The 15807-nt window shown below is 69.0% G+C and carries 15 protein-coding genes; 6 read left to right on the forward strand and 9 right to left on the reverse strand.

The window, feature by feature from the left end; genetic code table 11:
• Nucleotides 1-40: 40 nt before the first annotated feature.
• On the reverse strand, nucleotides 41-1741 hold the full coding sequence (locus ASE14_RS07165) for an ABC-F family ATP-binding cassette domain-containing protein (RefSeq protein ID WP_056652858.1): 1701 nt from the start codon (nucleotides 1739-1741) through the stop codon (nucleotides 41-43).
• Between the two features lie 127 nt (nucleotides 1742-1868).
• Here ASE14_RS07165 and ASE14_RS07170 point away from each other — a divergent pair, with 127 nt between their 5' ends.
• The gene (locus ASE14_RS07170; RefSeq protein ID WP_056652861.1) at nucleotides 1869-3023 is read left to right on the forward strand and encodes a MalY/PatB family protein; all 1155 of its coding nucleotides are present in this window, start codon (nucleotides 1869-1871) and stop codon (nucleotides 3021-3023) included.
• A gap of 192 nt (nucleotides 3024-3215) precedes the next feature.
• Here ASE14_RS07170 and guaB read toward each other — a convergent pair whose 3' ends face one another.
• A complete protein-coding gene (gene guaB, locus ASE14_RS07175) occupies nucleotides 3216-4718 on the reverse strand; it encodes an IMP dehydrogenase (RefSeq protein WP_056652864.1) in 1503 nt (500 codons plus the stop codon).
• A gap of 338 nt (nucleotides 4719-5056) precedes the next feature.
• On the opposite strand from guaB, the gene ASE14_RS07180 reads away from it, so the two are divergent.
• Genes ASE14_RS07180 through ASE14_RS07195 form a run of 4 tightly spaced genes read left to right on the forward strand, consistent with a single transcriptional unit; the run spans nucleotide 5057 to nucleotide 8925 of the window.
• Nucleotides 5057-6271 carry a branched-chain amino acid ABC transporter permease gene (locus tag ASE14_RS07180; protein ID WP_056652868.1) on the forward strand — a complete coding sequence of 405 codons (1215 nt, stop codon included), beginning with the start codon at nucleotides 5057-5059 and terminating at the stop codon, nucleotides 6269-6271.
• 15 nt (nucleotides 6272-6286) lie between these two features.
• On the forward strand, nucleotides 6287-7267 hold the full coding sequence (locus ASE14_RS07185; RefSeq protein WP_056655962.1) for a branched-chain amino acid ABC transporter permease: 981 nt from the start codon (nucleotides 6287-6289) through the stop codon (nucleotides 7265-7267).
• On the forward strand, nucleotides 7257-8171 hold the full coding sequence (locus tag ASE14_RS07190) for an ABC transporter ATP-binding protein (RefSeq protein WP_056652870.1): 915 nt from the start codon (nucleotides 7257-7259) through the stop codon (nucleotides 8169-8171). Before ASE14_RS07185 ends, ASE14_RS07190 begins: the two co-directional genes overlap by 11 nt.
• Nucleotides 8158-8925, forward strand: a complete 768-nt coding sequence (locus ASE14_RS07195; protein ID WP_056652873.1) for an ABC transporter ATP-binding protein — start codon at nucleotides 8158-8160, stop codon at nucleotides 8923-8925. The genes ASE14_RS07190 and ASE14_RS07195 overlap by 14 nt, the downstream gene beginning before the upstream one ends.
• 57 nt (nucleotides 8926-8982) lie before the next feature.
• Here ASE14_RS07195 and ASE14_RS07200 read toward each other — a convergent pair whose 3' ends face one another.
• The 4 genes from ASE14_RS07200 to groES all read right to left on the reverse strand — a co-directional run bounded on the left by ASE14_RS07200 (nucleotide 8983) and on the right by groES (nucleotide 12527).
• The gene (locus tag ASE14_RS07200) at nucleotides 8983-9423 is read right to left on the reverse strand and encodes an HIT family protein (protein WP_082600296.1); all 441 of its coding nucleotides are present in this window, start codon (nucleotides 9421-9423) and stop codon (nucleotides 8983-8985) included.
• Nucleotides 9424-9534: 111 nt separating this feature from the next.
• Nucleotides 9535-10824: an ABC transporter substrate-binding protein gene (locus ASE14_RS07205; protein ID WP_056652876.1), complete on the reverse strand. Its 1290-nt coding sequence runs from the start codon at nucleotides 10822-10824 to the stop codon at nucleotides 9535-9537.
• A gap of 263 nt (nucleotides 10825-11087) precedes the next feature.
• A complete protein-coding gene (gene rarD / locus ASE14_RS07210) occupies nucleotides 11088-12044 on the reverse strand; it encodes an EamA family transporter RarD (RefSeq protein ID WP_056655965.1) in 957 nt (318 codons plus the stop codon).
• Nucleotides 12045-12230: 186 nt separating this feature from the next.
• Complete coding sequence (groES, locus tag ASE14_RS07215) at nucleotides 12231-12527, reverse strand: co-chaperone GroES (protein WP_022889766.1); 297 nt, start codon at nucleotides 12525-12527, stop codon at nucleotides 12231-12233.
• Nucleotides 12528-12809: 282 nt separating this feature from the next.
• Here groES and ASE14_RS07220 point away from each other — a divergent pair, with 282 nt between their 5' ends.
• Nucleotides 12810-13997 (forward strand): hypothetical protein, encoded by a 1188-nt coding sequence (locus ASE14_RS07220; RefSeq protein WP_056652879.1) that lies wholly within the window; start codon nucleotides 12810-12812, stop codon nucleotides 13995-13997.
• 54 nt (nucleotides 13998-14051) lie between these two features.
• Here the strand turns inward: ASE14_RS07220 and ASE14_RS07225 are convergent, their stop codons facing one another.
• Genes ASE14_RS07225 through ASE14_RS07235 form a run of 3 tightly spaced genes read right to left on the reverse strand, consistent with a single transcriptional unit; the run spans nucleotide 14052 to nucleotide 15754 of the window.
• Nucleotides 14052-14585, reverse strand: coding sequence for a DUF4190 domain-containing protein (locus ASE14_RS07225; protein WP_056652882.1), 534 nt, complete (start codon nucleotides 14583-14585; stop codon nucleotides 14052-14054).
• A gap of 10 nt (nucleotides 14586-14595) precedes the next feature.
• Entirely contained in the window at nucleotides 14596-15258 is a 663-nt protein-coding gene (locus tag ASE14_RS07230) for a DUF4190 domain-containing protein (RefSeq protein ID WP_056652885.1), read from the reverse strand.
• 7 nt (nucleotides 15259-15265) lie between these two features.
• Nucleotides 15266-15754: a DUF4190 domain-containing protein gene (locus ASE14_RS07235; RefSeq protein WP_056652888.1), complete on the reverse strand. Its 489-nt coding sequence runs from the start codon at nucleotides 15752-15754 to the stop codon at nucleotides 15266-15268.
• Nucleotides 15755-15807: the final 53 nt, after the last annotated feature.

Genomic DNA, 15807 nt, shown 5'->3' on the forward strand with positions numbered 1-15807 from the left:
CCGCGCGTCCACGACTCGCTCCACGACTCCAGGCGCGAAGCTAGCGGGCCCGCACCACCCGGGACTCGTCCCAGACCGGGGCATCCGATTCGTAGACCTCGCCGTCGCTGCCGAAGACGAGGAACCGGTCGAAGCCGCGCGTGAACCAGCGGTCGTGGGTGACCGCGAGCACCGTGCCGTCGAAGCGCGACAGCCCCTCCTCGAGCGCCTCGGCCGAGACGAGGTCGAGGTTGTCGGTCGGCTCGTCGAGCAGCAGCAGGGTGGCGCCTGAGAGCTCGAGCAGCAGGATCTGCAGGCGCGCCTGCTGGCCGCCCGAGAGCGAGTCGAACGTCTGCTGCGCCGCAGCTGCGAGCCCGTACCGGTCGAGCGCGGAACTCGCCGCCTCGCGCGCCATGCCGTCGCGATTCGCGTCGCCCCGGTGCAGGATGTCGAGCAGGGTGCGCCCGCGGTACTCGGGGTGCTCATGGTTCTGCGCGAACCATCCGGGCACGACCCGTGCGCCGAGCACGGCGCGGCCGGTGTGGGGCACCTCGGCGAGCGACTCCCCCACGGTCGTGACGTGACCGAGCATGCGGTCGGGCTCGGTGCCCCCTCCCGCGAGCAGCCGCAGGAAGTGCGACTTGCCCGAGCCGTTCGAGCCGAGCACGGCGACCCGGTCGCCGTACCAGACCTCGAGGTCGAAGGGCTTCATGAGGCCGGTGAGCTCGAGCCGTTCGCCGACGACGGCGCGCTTGCCCGTGCGTGATCCGCGCAGCCGCATCGACACCGCCTGCGCGGGCGGGCGCTCCTCGGGCGGCCCCGCCTCCTCGAACTTGCGCAGGCGCGTCATGGCCGCCTGGTAGCGCGAGGCCATGCCGTCGTTGTAGGTCGCCTTGACCTTGAGGGTGGCGACGAGGATCTTCAGCGCGGCATGCTGCTCGTCCCAGCGGCGGCGCAGCTCGTCGAGGCGCTCGAAGCGCTCCTCGCGCGCCCGGTGGTACCCCTCGAAGCTGCCGCCGTGCACCCAGGCCGTGTTGCCGGCCGCGCCGACCTCGAGCGTGACGATGCGGTCGGCGGCGCGCGCGAGCAGCTCGCGATCGTGCGAGACGAGCAGCACCGTCTTCGGCGTGGCCCGCAGCTGCGACTCGAGCCAGCGCTTGCCCGGCACGTCGAGCGAGTTGTCGGGCTCGTCGAGCAGCAGCACCTGCTCGGGGCCGCGGAAGAGCGCCTCGAGCGCGAGCCGCTTCTGCTCGCCGCCCGAGAGCGTGGAGAGCTCGCGCCACTTCGCGCGCTCGAACGGGATGCCGAGCGCCGCGATCGTGCAGTGGTCCCAGACCACTTCCTGGTCGTAGCCGCCCGCCTCGGCGTACTCGGCGAGCGCGGTGGCGTACCGCATCTGCGCTGCGGTGTCGTCGCGTTCGATGAGGGCGCTCTCGGATGCCTCGAGCTCGATCGCCGCGGCACGGATGCGGGTCGGCGCGACCGAGACGAGCAGGCCCTGCACCGTGGCATCCGTGCCCTCGACCGTCGCCCCGGTGCCGACGAACTGGTCCATGACGCCGAGCCCGCCGTCGACCTGCACGCTGCCCTCGTCGGGGCGCAGCTCGCCGCGGACGATGCGCAGCAGTGTCGACTTGCCCGCGCCGTTCGCGCCGATGAGGGCGGTGGTCGCGCCGTCCGTCACCCGGAAGGCGAGGTCGGCGAGGAGCGGCCTGCCGTCGGCGAGCGAGAAGGAGACGCCGTTGACGTCGATGAAACCCATGGGAGATCCGTTCGGTCCGCGGCCGGGCCACTTCGCCCGGTTCCGCACCGCCCGATGGGCAGCCGACCAGACTAGCGCGCTGCGATTGCCTCTGCCACCCGCGCGTGTTCTGCGGCAAGCTGGAGCCATGCAACGCACCGCAGCCGAGCCCCTCGACGTCCTCCGCACGCGAACCAGCGAGAAATGGCGCCATTACCCCGCCGACGTGCTGCCGCTGCCCGTCGCCGAGATGGACTACCCGCTCGCCGAGCCGATCAAGGCGGCGTTGCACGCGGCCGTCGACCGCTCCGACACGGGCTACTCGGCCGGGAGCCTCCCCGTCGCCGAGGCGTTCCAGGGCTTCGCCGCCACCCGCCTCGGCTGGGACGTCGACCCGGCACGCGTGACCTGCACGGCCGACGTCAGCATGGGCATCGTCGAGATGCTCCGCCAGGTCACCGAACCCGGCGACGGCGTCGTCATCACCCCGCCGATCTACCCGCCCTTCTTCGACCTCGTGACCGAGGCGTCGGGCCGCGTCGTCGAGGTGCCGATGATCGGCGGCATCGACGAGGGCTGGGCGCTCGACCTCGACGGCATCGACGCGGCGTTCGCGGCCGGCGCCCGGGCGATGGTGCTCTGCAACCCGCACAACCCGATCGGCCTGGTTCCGGATGCCTCGCAGCTGGCCGCCCTCGCCGAGATCGCCGCCCGTCACGGCGTGACGATCGTCTCCGACGAGGTGCACGGCCCGCTCGTGCAGCCCGGCGTCGACTACACGCCGTTCCTCACGGTCTCCGACGCGGCGCGCGAGCACGGGGTCACCGTGACCGCGGCGACGAAGGCGTTCAACATCGCGGGGCTGAAGGCGGCCCTCATCGTGACCGCGAGCGAACGCGGCGACCACGCCCGCACCGCCCTCCCCTACGAGGTCGAGTGGCGCATGAGCCAGTTCGGGTCGATCGCCTCGGTCGCGGCCTTCCGGCACGGCGGCCAGTGGCTCGACGGCGTGCTCGCGAGCCTCGACGACAACCGGCGCCTGCTCGCGGAGCTCCTCGCCGACGAACTGCCTGGCGTGCGCTACCGCATGCCCGATGCGACCTACCTCGCGTGGCTCGACCTCTCGGCGCTCGGCTGGGGCGACGACCCCGCCGCGTACGCGCTCGAGCACGCCAAGGTCGCTCTCGGCATCGGGCCCATGTTCGGCTCGAGCGTCGGCCGCGGGCACGCGCGACTGAACTTCGCCTGCACGCCCGAGGTGCTCGCCGAGGCGATCACGCGCCTCGCCGACGCCCGCAGCTGAATCCCGCTCGGCCGCGACTCAGACCTCCCCGTGGCCACCGTCCACCGTCCCCGCAGCGTTCCTGCGGATATACGATCCGCCGCGCCGTTCATCCAGGGGCGCCGACGGCGCGCCGGATCGTATATCCGCTGTGACGCACGGCAAACGCCACCTGGCCGTGCGCAGAGCCGGACGCCAGTCCCCGAGCGGGGCTTAGCGCGTGTAGTTCGGAGCCTCGACCACGATCTGCACGTCGTGCGGGTGGGACTCCTTGAGCCCCGCCGGCGTGATGCGCACGAACTTGCCCTTGGACTTCAGCTCGGCGATGGTGCGCGCTCCGACGTAGAACATCGACTGACGCAGGCCGCCGATGAGCTGGTAGGCCACGGCCGACAGCGGGCCGCGGTAGGGCACCTGTCCTTCGATGCCCTCGGGGATCAGCTTGTCGTCCGACGGGACATCCGCCTGGAAGTAGCGGTCCTTCGAGTACGAGGTCTTCTGGCCGCGGGTCTGCAGCGCGCCGAGCGAGCCCATGCCGCGGTAGGCCTTGAACTGCTTGCCGTTCTGGAAGACGAGCTCCCCCGGGCTCTCGGCCGTGCCGGCGAGCAGGGAGCCGAGCATGACGGTGTCCGCGCCGGCGACGAGCGCCTTCGCGATGTCGCCCGAGTACTGCAGGCCGCCGTCGGCGATGAGCGGCACTCCAGCGGGCTTCGTGGCCTTGGACGCCTCGTAGACGGCCGTGATCTGAGGCACGCCGACACCCGCGACGACGCGCGTGGTGCAGATCGAGCCGGGGCCCACGCCGACCTTGACGGCGTCGGCACCCGCGTCGACGAGCGCCTGGGCGCCCTCGCGGGTCGCGACGTTGCCGCCGATGACGTCGATGTGGGCGAACGTGGGGTCGGCCTTCAGCCGGCGGATGATGTCGAGCACTCCGGCGGACTCGCCGTTCGCGGTGTCGACGACGAGCACGTCGACCCCGGCGTCGCGGAGCGCTTCCGCGCGCTCCCATGCATCGCCGAAGAAGCCCATCGCCGCACCGACGCGGAGGCGGCCCTCGCCGTCCTTCGTAGCGTTCGGGTACTGCTCCGACTTGTCGAAGTCCTTGACGGTGATGAGGCCCGTGAGGCGACCGTCCTCGTCGATGAGCGGCAGCTTCTCGATCTTGTGCTTGGCGAAGATCGCGAGCGCCTCGTCGGGGTTCATGCCGACGCGGCCGGTGATGAGCGGCATCTTCGTCATGACCTCGCTCACCGTCGTGGTGGGCTTCTCGAAGTCGGAGACGAAGCGCATGTCGCGGTTCGAGATGATGCCGACGAGCTTGCCGTCTGCATCGACGACCGGCAGGCCGCTGACGCGGTACATCGCGCAGAGGGCGTCGACATCGGCGACGGATGCCTCGGGCGTCGTGGTCACCGGGTTCGAGACCATGCCCGACTCGCTGCGCTTGACGCGGTCGACCATGTCGGCCTGGTCGGCGATGGAGAGGTTGCGGTGCAGGATGCCGATGCCGCCCTGGCGGGCCATGGCGACCGCCATGCGGGCCTCGGTCACGGTGTCCATCGCCGCAGAGAGCAGCGGGGTGGCGACGTTGATGCGGCGGGTCAGACGTGAGGTCGTGTCCGCCTCGCTCGGGATCACATCGGTATGGCCAGGCAGCAGGAGGACGTCATCGTAGGTGAGTCCTGTGAGTCCGAACGGGTCGGCCTGGTCCATGTCGCTCCTTGTGTCGAGTTCTGCCCGAATACCGCGCGCCGGTGGTCGGGCCCGCAATAACAATGTTAATCGAGTTTGCATCCGGGGCATTCCCGGATAACAATCGAACGCCGTTTGCCTCATGTGCGAAACACATGAGACATAATCGGCACGTACTGTCGACGACGTTGTCGACAGGTAAGGACCGAACCCCGACGGCCACCAGCCTGAGGGGCGCCCTTGGAGGTGCAGTGAAACCCACACGAACGCTCGCCCATCGGTCTCCAGGGAGGTGGCTCGTTCTCCTCGGAATCCTCGCGTCCGCACTCACTCTGTCCGGCATCGCAGCGTCCCCTGCGATGGCGGAGGATGGGAGTACGGCCCAGGCTTCCGAAGAATTCGAGTACTTCTTCACGGGGAACGTGCAATTCGATCGCGAGCCGCTCGAAGGCGTCAAGATCACGGTCGAAGGCGGCGGCTTCGAAGCCGACGCCGAGACCGACGCCGAGGGCAAATGGCGCATCGGCGTGCCCGAGAAGGGCGAATACGAGGTCACCCTCGATGAAGACACCCTCCCCAAGGGCGTCGTCGTCGCGAAGGGCGAGGCCACCGTCACCGCGGAGTTCGGCCTCACGAAGCTGAAGGCCGTCAACTTCTTCCTCGGCGAGGGCGAACGCACGACCACGAACTTCGGCGCGCAGTTGCTCGAGCGAGTGATCAACGGCCTGAACTTCGGGCTGCTGCTCGCGCTTGCGGCCATCGGCCTCTCACTCATCTTCGGCACGACGGGGCTCTCGAACTTCGCCCACGCCGAGATGGTGACCTTCGGCGCCCTCATGGTGTTGAGCCTCGGCGTCGACCTGGCCTGGCCGATCTGGCTGGCCATCGCGGTCGCCATCGTGCTCAGCGCGGCGCTCGGCTGGACCCTTGATGCGGTGATCTGGAAACCCCTCCGCAAACGCGGCGTCGCGCTCATCCCGCTCATGATCGTGAGCATCGGCCTCTCGCTCGCGATCCGCTACACGTACCAGTTCTTCTACGGCGGAGCGACCCGGCAACTGCCGGGAGCCACTGCTCCGAAGGAACTGTCGTTCGGCGGCGTCCAGCTCTCCTGGATCGACGTCGGCAGCATGATCGTTTCGGTCGTGGTGCTCCTCGCCGTGGCGTTCTTCCTGCTGCGGACCCGCATCGGCAAGGCCACCCGCGCCGTGTCCGACAACGCGAGCCTCGCCTCGGCGAGCGGCATCGACGTCGACCGCGTCATCCGCATCGTCTGGGTGCTGGGTGCCGCCCTCGCCGGACTCAGCGGCATCCTCTGGGCCTACTTCCGCCCCGGCGTCAGCTGGGACATGGGCTTCCAGATCCTGCTGCTGATCTTCGCCGCGGTCACCCTCGGCGGTCTCGGCACCGCCTTCGGCGCCCTGGTCGGCTCCCTCATCGTCGGTCTCTTCATCGAGATCTCGACGCTGTGGCTGCCGAGCGACCTGAAGTACGTGGGCGCGCTCGTCGTGCTGATCCTCGTGCTGTTGTTCCGACCGCAGGGCATCCTCGGTCGCCGCGAGAGAATCGGCTAAGGAGGACCGACCATGATCGACTGGATTCAGATCTTCTCCAACGCGGCGCAGGAGCTCATCAGCCCCACGACCGCGGCGTACGCGCTGGCCGCCCTCGGCCTCGCGATCCACTTCGGCTACACGGGCCTGCTGAACTTCGGCCAGGCGGGCTTCATGGCCCTCGGCGCCTACGGCTACGCCATCTCGGTGCTCTCGTTCGGGCTTCCCGTGTGGGCGGCGGTGCTCGTCGGCATCGGCGCGTCCGTCGTGTTCGCCCTGATCCTCGGTATCCCCACCCTTCGGCTCCGAGCCGACTACCTCGCGATCGTCACGATCGCGGCGGCGGAGATCCTGCGGCTCATCTTCACGACGAACACGTTCGAGGCCGTCACCGGCTCCGCACAGGGCCTGAACGGCTACAAGGGCAGCTTCGCCGCTCTGAACCCCATCCCCGAGGGCACCTACGGCTTCGGCCCGTTCCAGTACAACGAGTACGACTGGTGGCTGCGGATCGTCGGCTGGATCATCGTGGTGCTCCTGGCCCTGCTCACCTGGCTCATCATGCGCAGCCCCTGGGGCCGCGTCATCAAGGGCATCCGTGAAGACGAGGACGCGGTTCGCGCGCTCGGCAAGAACGTCTACTCGTACAAGATGCAGAGCCTCATCCTCGGTGGCGTCTACGGCACCCTCGCCGGCATGATCTTCGTCCTGCCCCGCGCGGTGGTTCCGGCGAACTACCAGACCTCGCTCACCTTCTTCGTCTACGCGATCCTGCTCCTCGGCGGGGCCGCCACGATCCTCGGACCCATCATCGGTTCGATGATCTTCTGGGTGCTGCTCTCCTTCTTCTCGGGCTTCATCTCCCGAGCGGTCGAGGCGGGCTGGCTCCCGTTCATGACGCAGGTGCAGGCCGGACAGCTCCGGTTCATCCTCGTCGGCATCGCGATCATGCTGATCGTGATCTTCAGGCCCCAGGGCATCTTCGGAAACAAGAAGGAGCTGGCCTTTGTCAAGTGAAGTCACTCCCACGTCCAAGCCGGTGAAGACCACCGGCCTCCACATCGGCGCAGCAGAACCGGGATGCCGCAAGGTCGACCCGATCCTCATCGCCGACGCGGTCACCCGCACGTTCGGCGGCCTGAAGGCCGTCGACGTCGACCACGTCGAGATCCCCCGCGGCGCCATCACGGCGCTCATCGGCCCGAACGGCGCCGGCAAGACCACCTTCTTCAACCTGCTGACGGGCTTCGACAAGCCCGACACCGGCAAGTGGGAGTTCGAGGGGCGTTCGCTTGCGCACGTCCCGGCCTACCGGGTCGCGCGCATGGGCCTCATCCGCACCTTCCAGTTGACGAAGGCGCTGGGCCTGCTCAGCGTGCTCGACAACATGAAGCTCGGCGCGAAGGGCCAGAGCGGTGAGAACCTCTTCCGCGCGGTGTTCCCCTTCCTCTGGCGCAAGCAGGAGGAGGAGATCGAGGCGAAGGCGGTCGAACTGCTCACCCGCTTCAAGCTCGATGCCAAGCAGACCGACTACGCGGCGAGCCTGTCGGGCGGGCAGCGCAAGCTGCTCGAGATGGCGCGAGCCCTCATGAGCGATCCTACGCTCGTGATGCTCGACGAGCCGATGGCGGGGGTCAACCCGGCACTGACGCAGTCGCTGCTCGACCACATCCTCGACCTGAAGGGGCAGGGCATGACCGTGCTGTTCGTCGAGCACGACATGCACATGGTCCGCCACATCGCCGACTGGGTCGTCGTGATGGCAGAGGGTCGCATCGTCGCCGAAGGCGACCCGCACACCGTCATGGAGGATCCCGCCGTGATCGACGCCTACCTCGGCGCGCACCACGACGCCGACCTGGGTGTCACCGACACCGAACACGTCGAGGCCATCAAGGAGCTCATCGATGACGAACAGTGAATCCACCGCGAGCGCGGTGATCGAGCCCGTCGGCGCCGAAGTCGTCGCAGTCGACAGCGTCACGGCGGGCTACCTGCCCGGCGTGAACATCCTGAACGCGTGCTCGCTGGTGGCGCGCCAGGGCGAGCTCATCGGCATCATCGGCCCGAACGGCGCCGGCAAGTCGACGCTGCTCAAGTCCATCTTCGGACTCGTGAAGGTGCGCGAGGGCTCGATCCGGCTGAACGGCGAGGAGATCACGAACCTCAAGGCGAACAAGCTCGTCGCCAAGGGTGTCGGATTCGTGCCGCAGACGAACAACGTGTTCCCGTCGCTCACCATCCAGGAGAACCTCGAGATGGGGCTCTTCCAGAAGCCCAAGGGGCTGAAGGAACGCCTCGAGTTCGTCACCGAGATCTTCCCCGAGCTCGGCAAGCGACTCGGCCAGCGCGCCGGCTCGCTGTCGGGCGGCGAGCGCCAGATGGTGGCCATGTCCCGGGCACTCATGATGGGGCCGCATGTGCTGCTCCTCGACGAGCCGAGCGCCGGTCTCTCGCCCGTGCGTCAGGACGAGGCGTTCCTGCGGGTCAAGGAGATCAACCGCGCCGGGGTCACGACGATCATGGTCGAGCAGAACGCTCGCCGCTGCCTGCAGATCTGCGACCGCGGCTACGTGCTCGACCAGGGCCGCGACGCGTACACGGGCACCGGTCGCGACCTGCTGAACGACCCGAAGGTCATCGGCCTCTACCTGGGCACGCTCGGGCAGGACTGACCGGCGCGCACCGGCGCACACGACAGAGGGGCGGATGCTGCGGCATCCGCCCCTCTGTCATTCCACGAGTGGTCCCCGCTCGTGTGCGAACGCCGCTCGGAGCCGTTCCGCCATCGGGTCGAGCCCGAGCGGATCGGCGAGCGTCTCGGTCCACGGTGGAACCAGCAGGTCGTCGTGCATCCTCGGAACCAGGTGGAAGTGGACGTGGAACACCGACTGCCACCCAGCGCTCCCGTTCGCCTGGAACACCGTCATTCCGTCGAGTTCCAGTTCGGTCGTGACGACGCTTGCGACGTGTCGAAGCGAACGGCCGAGTCCGGCAGCCGCGGCTTCGGACAGGTCCCACAGCTGCGGTGCATGCTCTCGTGGGATGAGCAGGGTGTGGCCGGGCGCTGCCGGATGGATGCTCAGGAACGCGATGGTGAGCTCATCCTCGTACACGCGATGCGCGGGTGCCTCACCCGCGAGGATCGCGCAGAACACGCAGCCGTCAGTCATGGGCCATGACGCTATCAGTGCCCATCCGGGACTGCTCGGCGGCCGCACGTCTCCGCGGCGCACGAAAGAGGGCCCCGGCCGAAGCCGGGACCCTCTCACTGACGACCCGTACTAGTTGATGCGGGTGTACTTGTTGTCGTCGCCGTACTCGTAGACGCCGATGGTCGCCTCGGTCGGGTCACCGTGCTCGTCGAGCGTGATGGGACCGGAAGCGCCGTCGAAGTCGATCTGCTTGCCCTCGGCGAGGAGCTTGGCGCCGTCGGCGAAGGTGGTGACCTTCTCGCCGTCGCCGGAGCCGCCCGAGACCTGACGCAGGTACTTGGCGATGTCTTCACCTTCGGTGCTGTTCGCCGCGTAGGACGCGAGGGCGATCAGGATCGTCGCGTCGTACGACTCGGGACCGTAGCTGTAGTCGGCGAGGTCGGGGTCGATCGCGAGGAGTCGATCCCGGAAGTCGTCTTCCAGCTTCGGGCCGGGCAGCGTGCCCTTCGAGCCGGCGATCAGGCCGGGCGCGAAGTCCGCGCTGTAGTCGGACAGGTTGCCGTCGACGAAGTAGAGCTGGTCGCCGGGGTAGCCCGAGCCGACGAGGGCCGGAACCACGACCTTCGCCTCGTCGAACGTGATGACTGCGACGGCGTCGGGGTTCGAGGCCGAGATGGCCGAGAGCTGCGCGTCGAAGTTCGAGTCACCCGTGTTGAAGAGCTCTTCTGCGACGACTTCGCCGCCGGCAGCTTCGAACGCCTCCTTGGTCGCGGCCGCGAGGCCGGTGCCGTAGGGGTCGTTCAGCACGAGCAGCCCGAGCGTCGAGTGGCCGTCGTCGGCGATCTGCGTGCCGAGCACCTCGCCCTGGAGCAGGTCGGAGGGTGCCGTGCGGAAGTACAGACCGGAGTCCTCGTACTCGGTGAAGTCTGGCGAGGTGTTCGCCGGGGAGAACTGCACGACTCCGGCCGATGCGATCTGGTCGATGACGGTGAAGGAGACGCCCGAGGACGCCGCACCGACGATCGCCGAGACGTCCTGCGAGAGCAGGTCAGTCACGGAGACGGTGGCGATGTCGGTCGTGGTGTCGCCCGAGTCACGGAAGACGACCTCCATGTTCATGCCGGCGTCTGCCTCGTTGACCTCCTGCGCGCCGAGCGCGACACCGGCCTCCTCGGGCGGGCCGAGGAACGCGAGCGTGCCGCTCTGGGGAAGAATCGTGCCGAGCTTGAGGTCCAGGTCACGTTCACCGGCCTCGATGGGCAGTGCGTCGCCGGTGTCGGCCGGCTCTTCCGTCTCGGTCGACGGCGTGCCGCCCGACGCGCACGCAGACAGGAGAAGGGTGCTGACGCCGGCAATGGCGAGACCCGTCCATGCTGCGCGAGCCGAACGCTTGGCCGTGGCCTTCGCGAATACGCTCATGTTGCTCCTTGGGACTGAAGGAATTGGTACACAATGCAGCGCCATGGTGACGCCGTTGTCTGACAGTATTCCGCGCCCATGGCGGAAACAAGACGCTGCGGTCACAACCGTGTAACACCGCGTCAATCGTTACCCCGCCGACACCTCGGCCCCGTTCCACGCACGGAATCCGCGGAAAGACGCGCTCCCGCGCAGGGATCGCGCGCCGGCGGCATCCGCTCGCCCGAAGCGTCCACCCGAGCGTCCGCGGGCGCGGCCTTCGCTCAGGCGGGTTCGGCGATCACCCTGCGGGAGGCGCGGACGCCCCGCATCAGGTCGACCGTCAACACGATGAGGGCGAGCCACACGAGCCCGAACCCGACCCAGCGCTCGGGCGGCATCGGCTCCTGCAGGATGAACACGCCGACGAGGAACTGGATGAACGGGGCGAAGTACTGGATGAACCCCATGAAGATGAGGGGCAGCCGTCGCGACGCGGCCGCGAAGAGCAGCAGCGGCACCGCGGTGACCGCGCCGAGGCCGATCAGCAGCACCGTGTGCCACACGCTGACGGTGCCGATCGTGAGCCCGGTCGTCATGGCGACGAACACGAGTTGCACGACCGCGAGCGGCGCGAGCCAGACGGTCTCGAGGGTCAGGCCCGAGACGGCGTCGACCTTGGGTCCGACCCGCTTCTTGATGAGCCCGTAGAACCCGAACGAGAAGGCGAGCACGAGGGCGATCCAGGGCAGCTGCCCGTAGCCGAGCGCGAGCACGATCACCGCCATGATCGAGATGCCGACCGCGGTCCACTGCGTCGGGTTCAACCGCTCGCGCTGCACGAACACGCCGAGGAACACCGTGACGATCGGGTTGATGAAGTAGCCGAGTGCCGCTTCGACGACCTGGTTCGTCGTCGCCGCGAAGACGTAGGTCTGCCAGTTGATGAAGATCAGCACACCGGCGAGGCCCATCGTGAGCACGATCCGCCGATCGCGGAAGAGCAGGGCCAGCGCCCGCCAGGCGCGGGTGACCAGGATGAGCAGGGCGCAGAAGACGAGCGAGAAGAGGACCCGCCACGCGACGATCTCGACCGGACCCGACGGCGCAAGCGCGATGAAGTAGATCGGAAGGAAGCCCCAGAGCCCGTATGCCGCGATCGCGTAGAGGAGGCCGGAGCGGCTCACCCCCGCCGTGGGACTCGCCGGAGAGGAAACCTGGGTCTCGGAGCGGGATGACACCTGCACAGACTACGCCCGCGCTCCGGCGCCGATCACCGCGTCGACGGTCGTTCCATGTCGAGAACCGGTCACGCCGGCCGAGCGTTCGCATCGATGCTGCGGATGCCGCGGCATCCGCAGCCCGTGGACGCGACGAGGCCCGGATGCCCCATGGGGCATCCGGGCCTCGGATGAATCGTGTCGCGCCTAGCGGACGACGACTGCGAGCACGTCGCGAGCCGACAGGACGAGGAAGTCCTCGCCGCCGAACTTGACCTCGGTGCCGCCGTACTTGGAGTAGATCACCTTGTCGCCGACTGCGACGTCGAGCGGGACGCGGTTGCCGTTGTCATCGATGCGGCCGGGGCCCACTGCCACGACCTCGCCCTCCTGGGGCTTCTCCTTGGCAGTGTCGGGGATGACCAGACCCGATGCGGTGGTCTGCTCGGCCTCGACCTGCTTGATGACGATGCGATCCTCGAGCGGCTTGATGGAAACCGACACGGTTGACCTCTTTCTTGACGAAGACTGGTTAGCAGCCTCAGAGCGAGAGTGCTAAGCCGAGTCTAGGCGCGATTTGGCACTCGTGCAACGTGAGTGCCAGCCCGTTCAGCCGCTGGCGAAACAGCGACGACGCGGTGCTCGCGTTGACGGCGTGATGCTAGCGTTGCCGCCGGGTGGGGATCGGAATCGCGACGCTCGACCGGGCGCGCGATGCTAGCGTTGCCGCCGGGTGGGGATCGGAATCGCGACGCTCGACCGGGCGCGCGATGCTAGCGTTGCCGGGTGGATCGCGCCGAACTCGTCGAACTGCTCTCTCCAGAGGGCCTCACGCTGCTCGACGGGCTGCCCGATTGGGACTCGAAGGCCGACATCGTCAAGACCGTCGCCGATCTGCGCAAGCAGGGGCACCCGCCGACCCTCGTCGCGGCCGTGCTCAGCCAGGCGAAGCTCCGCGCGAAGGCCACAGCCAAGTTCGGCCCGTTCGCCTCGCGCATGCTCTTCACCGAGGCGGGGCTCGAGCAGGCCACGCGCCTGAAGGTCGCTGCTCTCCATGCGGGGCGCTTCTCACGTGCCGGGGTGCGCCACGTCGCCGACCTCGGCTGCGGCATCGGCGGCGACGCCCTCGCGATGGCGGCGATCGACCTCGAGGTCACGGCCGCCGACGCCGACGAGGTCACCGCGGCCATCGCCGCCTACAACCTCACGCCGTTCCCCCGCGTGCGCGTGCTGCATGAGAAGGCCGAGGAGGTCGCCCTCGGCGGCATCGACGGCGCCTGGCTCGATCCGGCACGCCGCACCACCGCCGGCGGCACGACGACGCGCATCACGGATGCCTCCGCCTACTCCCCCTCGCTCGACTTCGCCTTCGGGCTCGGCGATCGCATGCCCGTCGGCGTGAAGCTCGGACCGGGCACCGACCGCGACGTGATCCCGGCCGGCGCCGAAGCGCAGTGGGTCTCGGTCGACGGCGACCTCGTCGAACTGGGCGTCTGGTTCGGGGCGGTCGCCCGCCCGGGCATCCGCCGTGCAGCGCTCGTGATCCGCGGCGACGCCGCCCAGGAGCTCACCGCCGATGCCGACAGCGAGGATGCCCCGGTCGGCCCGCTCGGCGAGTACGTCTACGAGCCCGACGGCGCCGTGATCCGCGCACGCCTGATCGGCGACCTCGCACGAGCGAACGGCGCGTGGATGCTGAGCTCCGGCATCGCGTACCTGACCAGCGACACGGCGTTCGATTCGCCGTTCGCGCGCGGTTTCCGTGTGATCGACCGCCTCCCCGCAGATGAACGGCAGCTGCGTCAGGCACTCGCGGCCCGCGGCATCGGCACGCTCGAGATCAAGAAGCGCGGCGTCGACGTCGACCCGGCGCAACTGCGCACTCGACTGAAGCTGAAGGGCGCGGCATCCGCGACCATCGTGCTGACCCGCGAGGCCGGGCGCCACGTGGCGCTGCTCGTCGAGCGCATCTGAGCCCTGCCGAACGGGCGGTCAGCAGCACCGGCGGTACCGCGAGCGCATCGGGCGTCAATGCGGCAGTGCGCCGAAGACGATCGCGTAGTACCCGATCCAGACGGCCGAGAACACGAGCCCGGCGAGGCCGGTACCGATGCCGACGAAGGCGAGCGTGCGGCCGTGCTCCTCGCGGCGGAGGCCGAGCACGCCGAAGACGATCGCAGCGATCGAGAGCGGCAGCATCCAGCCGACGAAGAGGGATGCCGCAGCGCCGATGATGCCGACCACAGCGGAGACCCAGCTGTACACCCGTCGCTGCGTCTGCTCTTCCGCCTCTTCAACCGGATCGAATCCGGGACGATGCACGATGAGGAGCTGGCCGGTCGAGATCGACTGGAGCTGCCCGGTGTCGAACGGCACCTCGAACTCCCGCACGGCGGGATCGGCACGGAGCGTCGGCTCGGCGGGCTGGTACGGAGCGAGCGGATCGAGCGGCGCAGTCTCGGACGGACGCCGCTCCTCCGAACCGGGCGTCCCGATCTCGCGATCGCCCGGGGAGCGGTCGGGGGTCTCGCCGTCGGGCGAAACCCCCTCACGCGTGTCCATCAGCTATTCCTCAGTAGTAGTAGTCGTCGTACCCGGCGAAGACGACACCCCACAGAGCGAACGACAGCAGCGCGATCGCGATGCCGACGAACCCGAGAATGATGCCCGTCAGCCACATGCCCTTGGCGGCCGGCTCCTTCGACTTGCCGAGGAAGCCGAGCACGACGGCGGCGCCCGGGATGAAGAGCTGCATGATGCCGCCGACGAACGGGATGAACACGACGAAGAAGCCGATGACACCCACGATGCCCGCGATGAGCGAGATCAGGCTGAGCACGGGGGTCGACTTCGTCGGAGCGGAGACACCATATGCCGGTGCACCGTATGCGGGCGGCACCGGTGCACCGTATGCGGGCGGCACGGGTGCACCGTACGCGGGCGGCACCGGTGCGCCGGTCGGGGGCTGCGCCGGCGCGCCGTAGGCGGGCGGCGGAGGGGGCGTCGGTGCGCCGTAGCTCGGAGCCGCAGGCGGCGCCGGCGGTGCCGGCGGCGCCGGCGGCTCGGGAACGGCCGGCGGCTCGGGGGCGCTGGGCACCTCGGGCGTCGATGCCGCAGGGGCGGCCTCGACCGGGGCGACCGGCTCGGGTGCGCTCGGCACCTCGGGCTCGGGCACGCTCGGCACCTCGGGCTCGTCGGGCACCTCTGGGAGGTCGGGGTTCTTCGGATCAGTCATTTCGACCTCAGTAGGTTCCGTACGTGTTGCCGTAGCTCGCGAGGACGGCGAACGCGATGATCGCGAAGATGATGAAGATCAGGGAGACCAGGATTCCGACGAAGCCGAGGATGATGCCGGTCAGCCACATGCCCTTGGCGGCCGGCTCCTTCTTCTTCGCGATGAAGCCGAGCACGACGGCCGCGATCGAGAAGAGCAGGCCGAAGTAGATGAAGGACCCGAGGAGGCCGACGATGCCGCCGACCAGCGACAGGATGCTGAGCAGCTGCGACGGCTTGGCGGGCGCGGTGCCGTAGGCGGGCGCGGCAGCCTGGGGCTGACCGTAGGCAGGCGCGGCAGGCGCGGCCGGAGCCTGACCGTAGGCCGGGGCTGCAGGCGCTGCCGGCGGCGCGGCCGGCGGCGCGGCCGGAGGAACGGGTGCGGCCGCCGGGGGCACGGGCGCGGCCGGCGGAACCGGCGGAACGGCGGGCTGCTCGGGAGTGTTCGGATCGGTCACTGTGGGTTCCCCTCGATGTGGTCGAATGCGCTCCCGCCACGTTGGCAGGGCTT

Origin of the sequence: Agromyces sp. Root81 (assembly GCF_001429165.1) — a bacterium.
Taxonomy (GTDB): Bacteria; Actinomycetota; Actinomycetes; order Actinomycetales; family Microbacteriaceae; genus Agromyces.

Excerpts from the sequence above, each read along its gene's own strand:
- ASE14_RS07165 (WP_056652858.1), bottom strand. The coding sequence starts at position 1,741 with ATGGGTTTCATCGACGTCAACGGCGTCTCCTTCTCGCTCGCCGACGGC.
- ASE14_RS07170 (WP_056652861.1), top strand. The coding sequence starts at position 1,869 with ATGCAACGCACCGCAGCCGAGCCCCTCGACGTCCTCCGCACGCGAACC.
- guaB (WP_056652864.1), bottom strand. The coding sequence starts at position 4,718 with ATGGACCAGGCCGACCCGTTCGGACTCACAGGACTCACCTACGATGAC.
- ASE14_RS07180 (WP_056652868.1), top strand. The coding sequence starts at position 5,057 with ATGGCGGAGGATGGGAGTACGGCCCAGGCTTCCGAAGAATTCGAGTAC.
- ASE14_RS07195 (WP_056652873.1), top strand. The coding sequence starts at position 8,158 with ATGACGAACAGTGAATCCACCGCGAGCGCGGTGATCGAGCCCGTCGGC.
- ASE14_RS07200 (WP_082600296.1), bottom strand. The coding sequence starts at position 9,423 with ATGACTGACGGCTGCGTGTTCTGCGCGATCCTCGCGGGTGAGGCACCC.
- ASE14_RS07205 (WP_056652876.1), bottom strand. The coding sequence starts at position 10,824 with ATGAGCGTATTCGCGAAGGCCACGGCCAAGCGTTCGGCTCGCGCAGCA.
- ASE14_RS07225 (WP_056652882.1), bottom strand. The coding sequence starts at position 14,585 with ATGGACACGCGTGAGGGGGTTTCGCCCGACGGCGAGACCCCCGACCGC.
- ASE14_RS07230 (WP_056652885.1), bottom strand. The coding sequence starts at position 15,258 with ATGACTGATCCGAAGAACCCCGACCTCCCAGAGGTGCCCGACGAGCCC.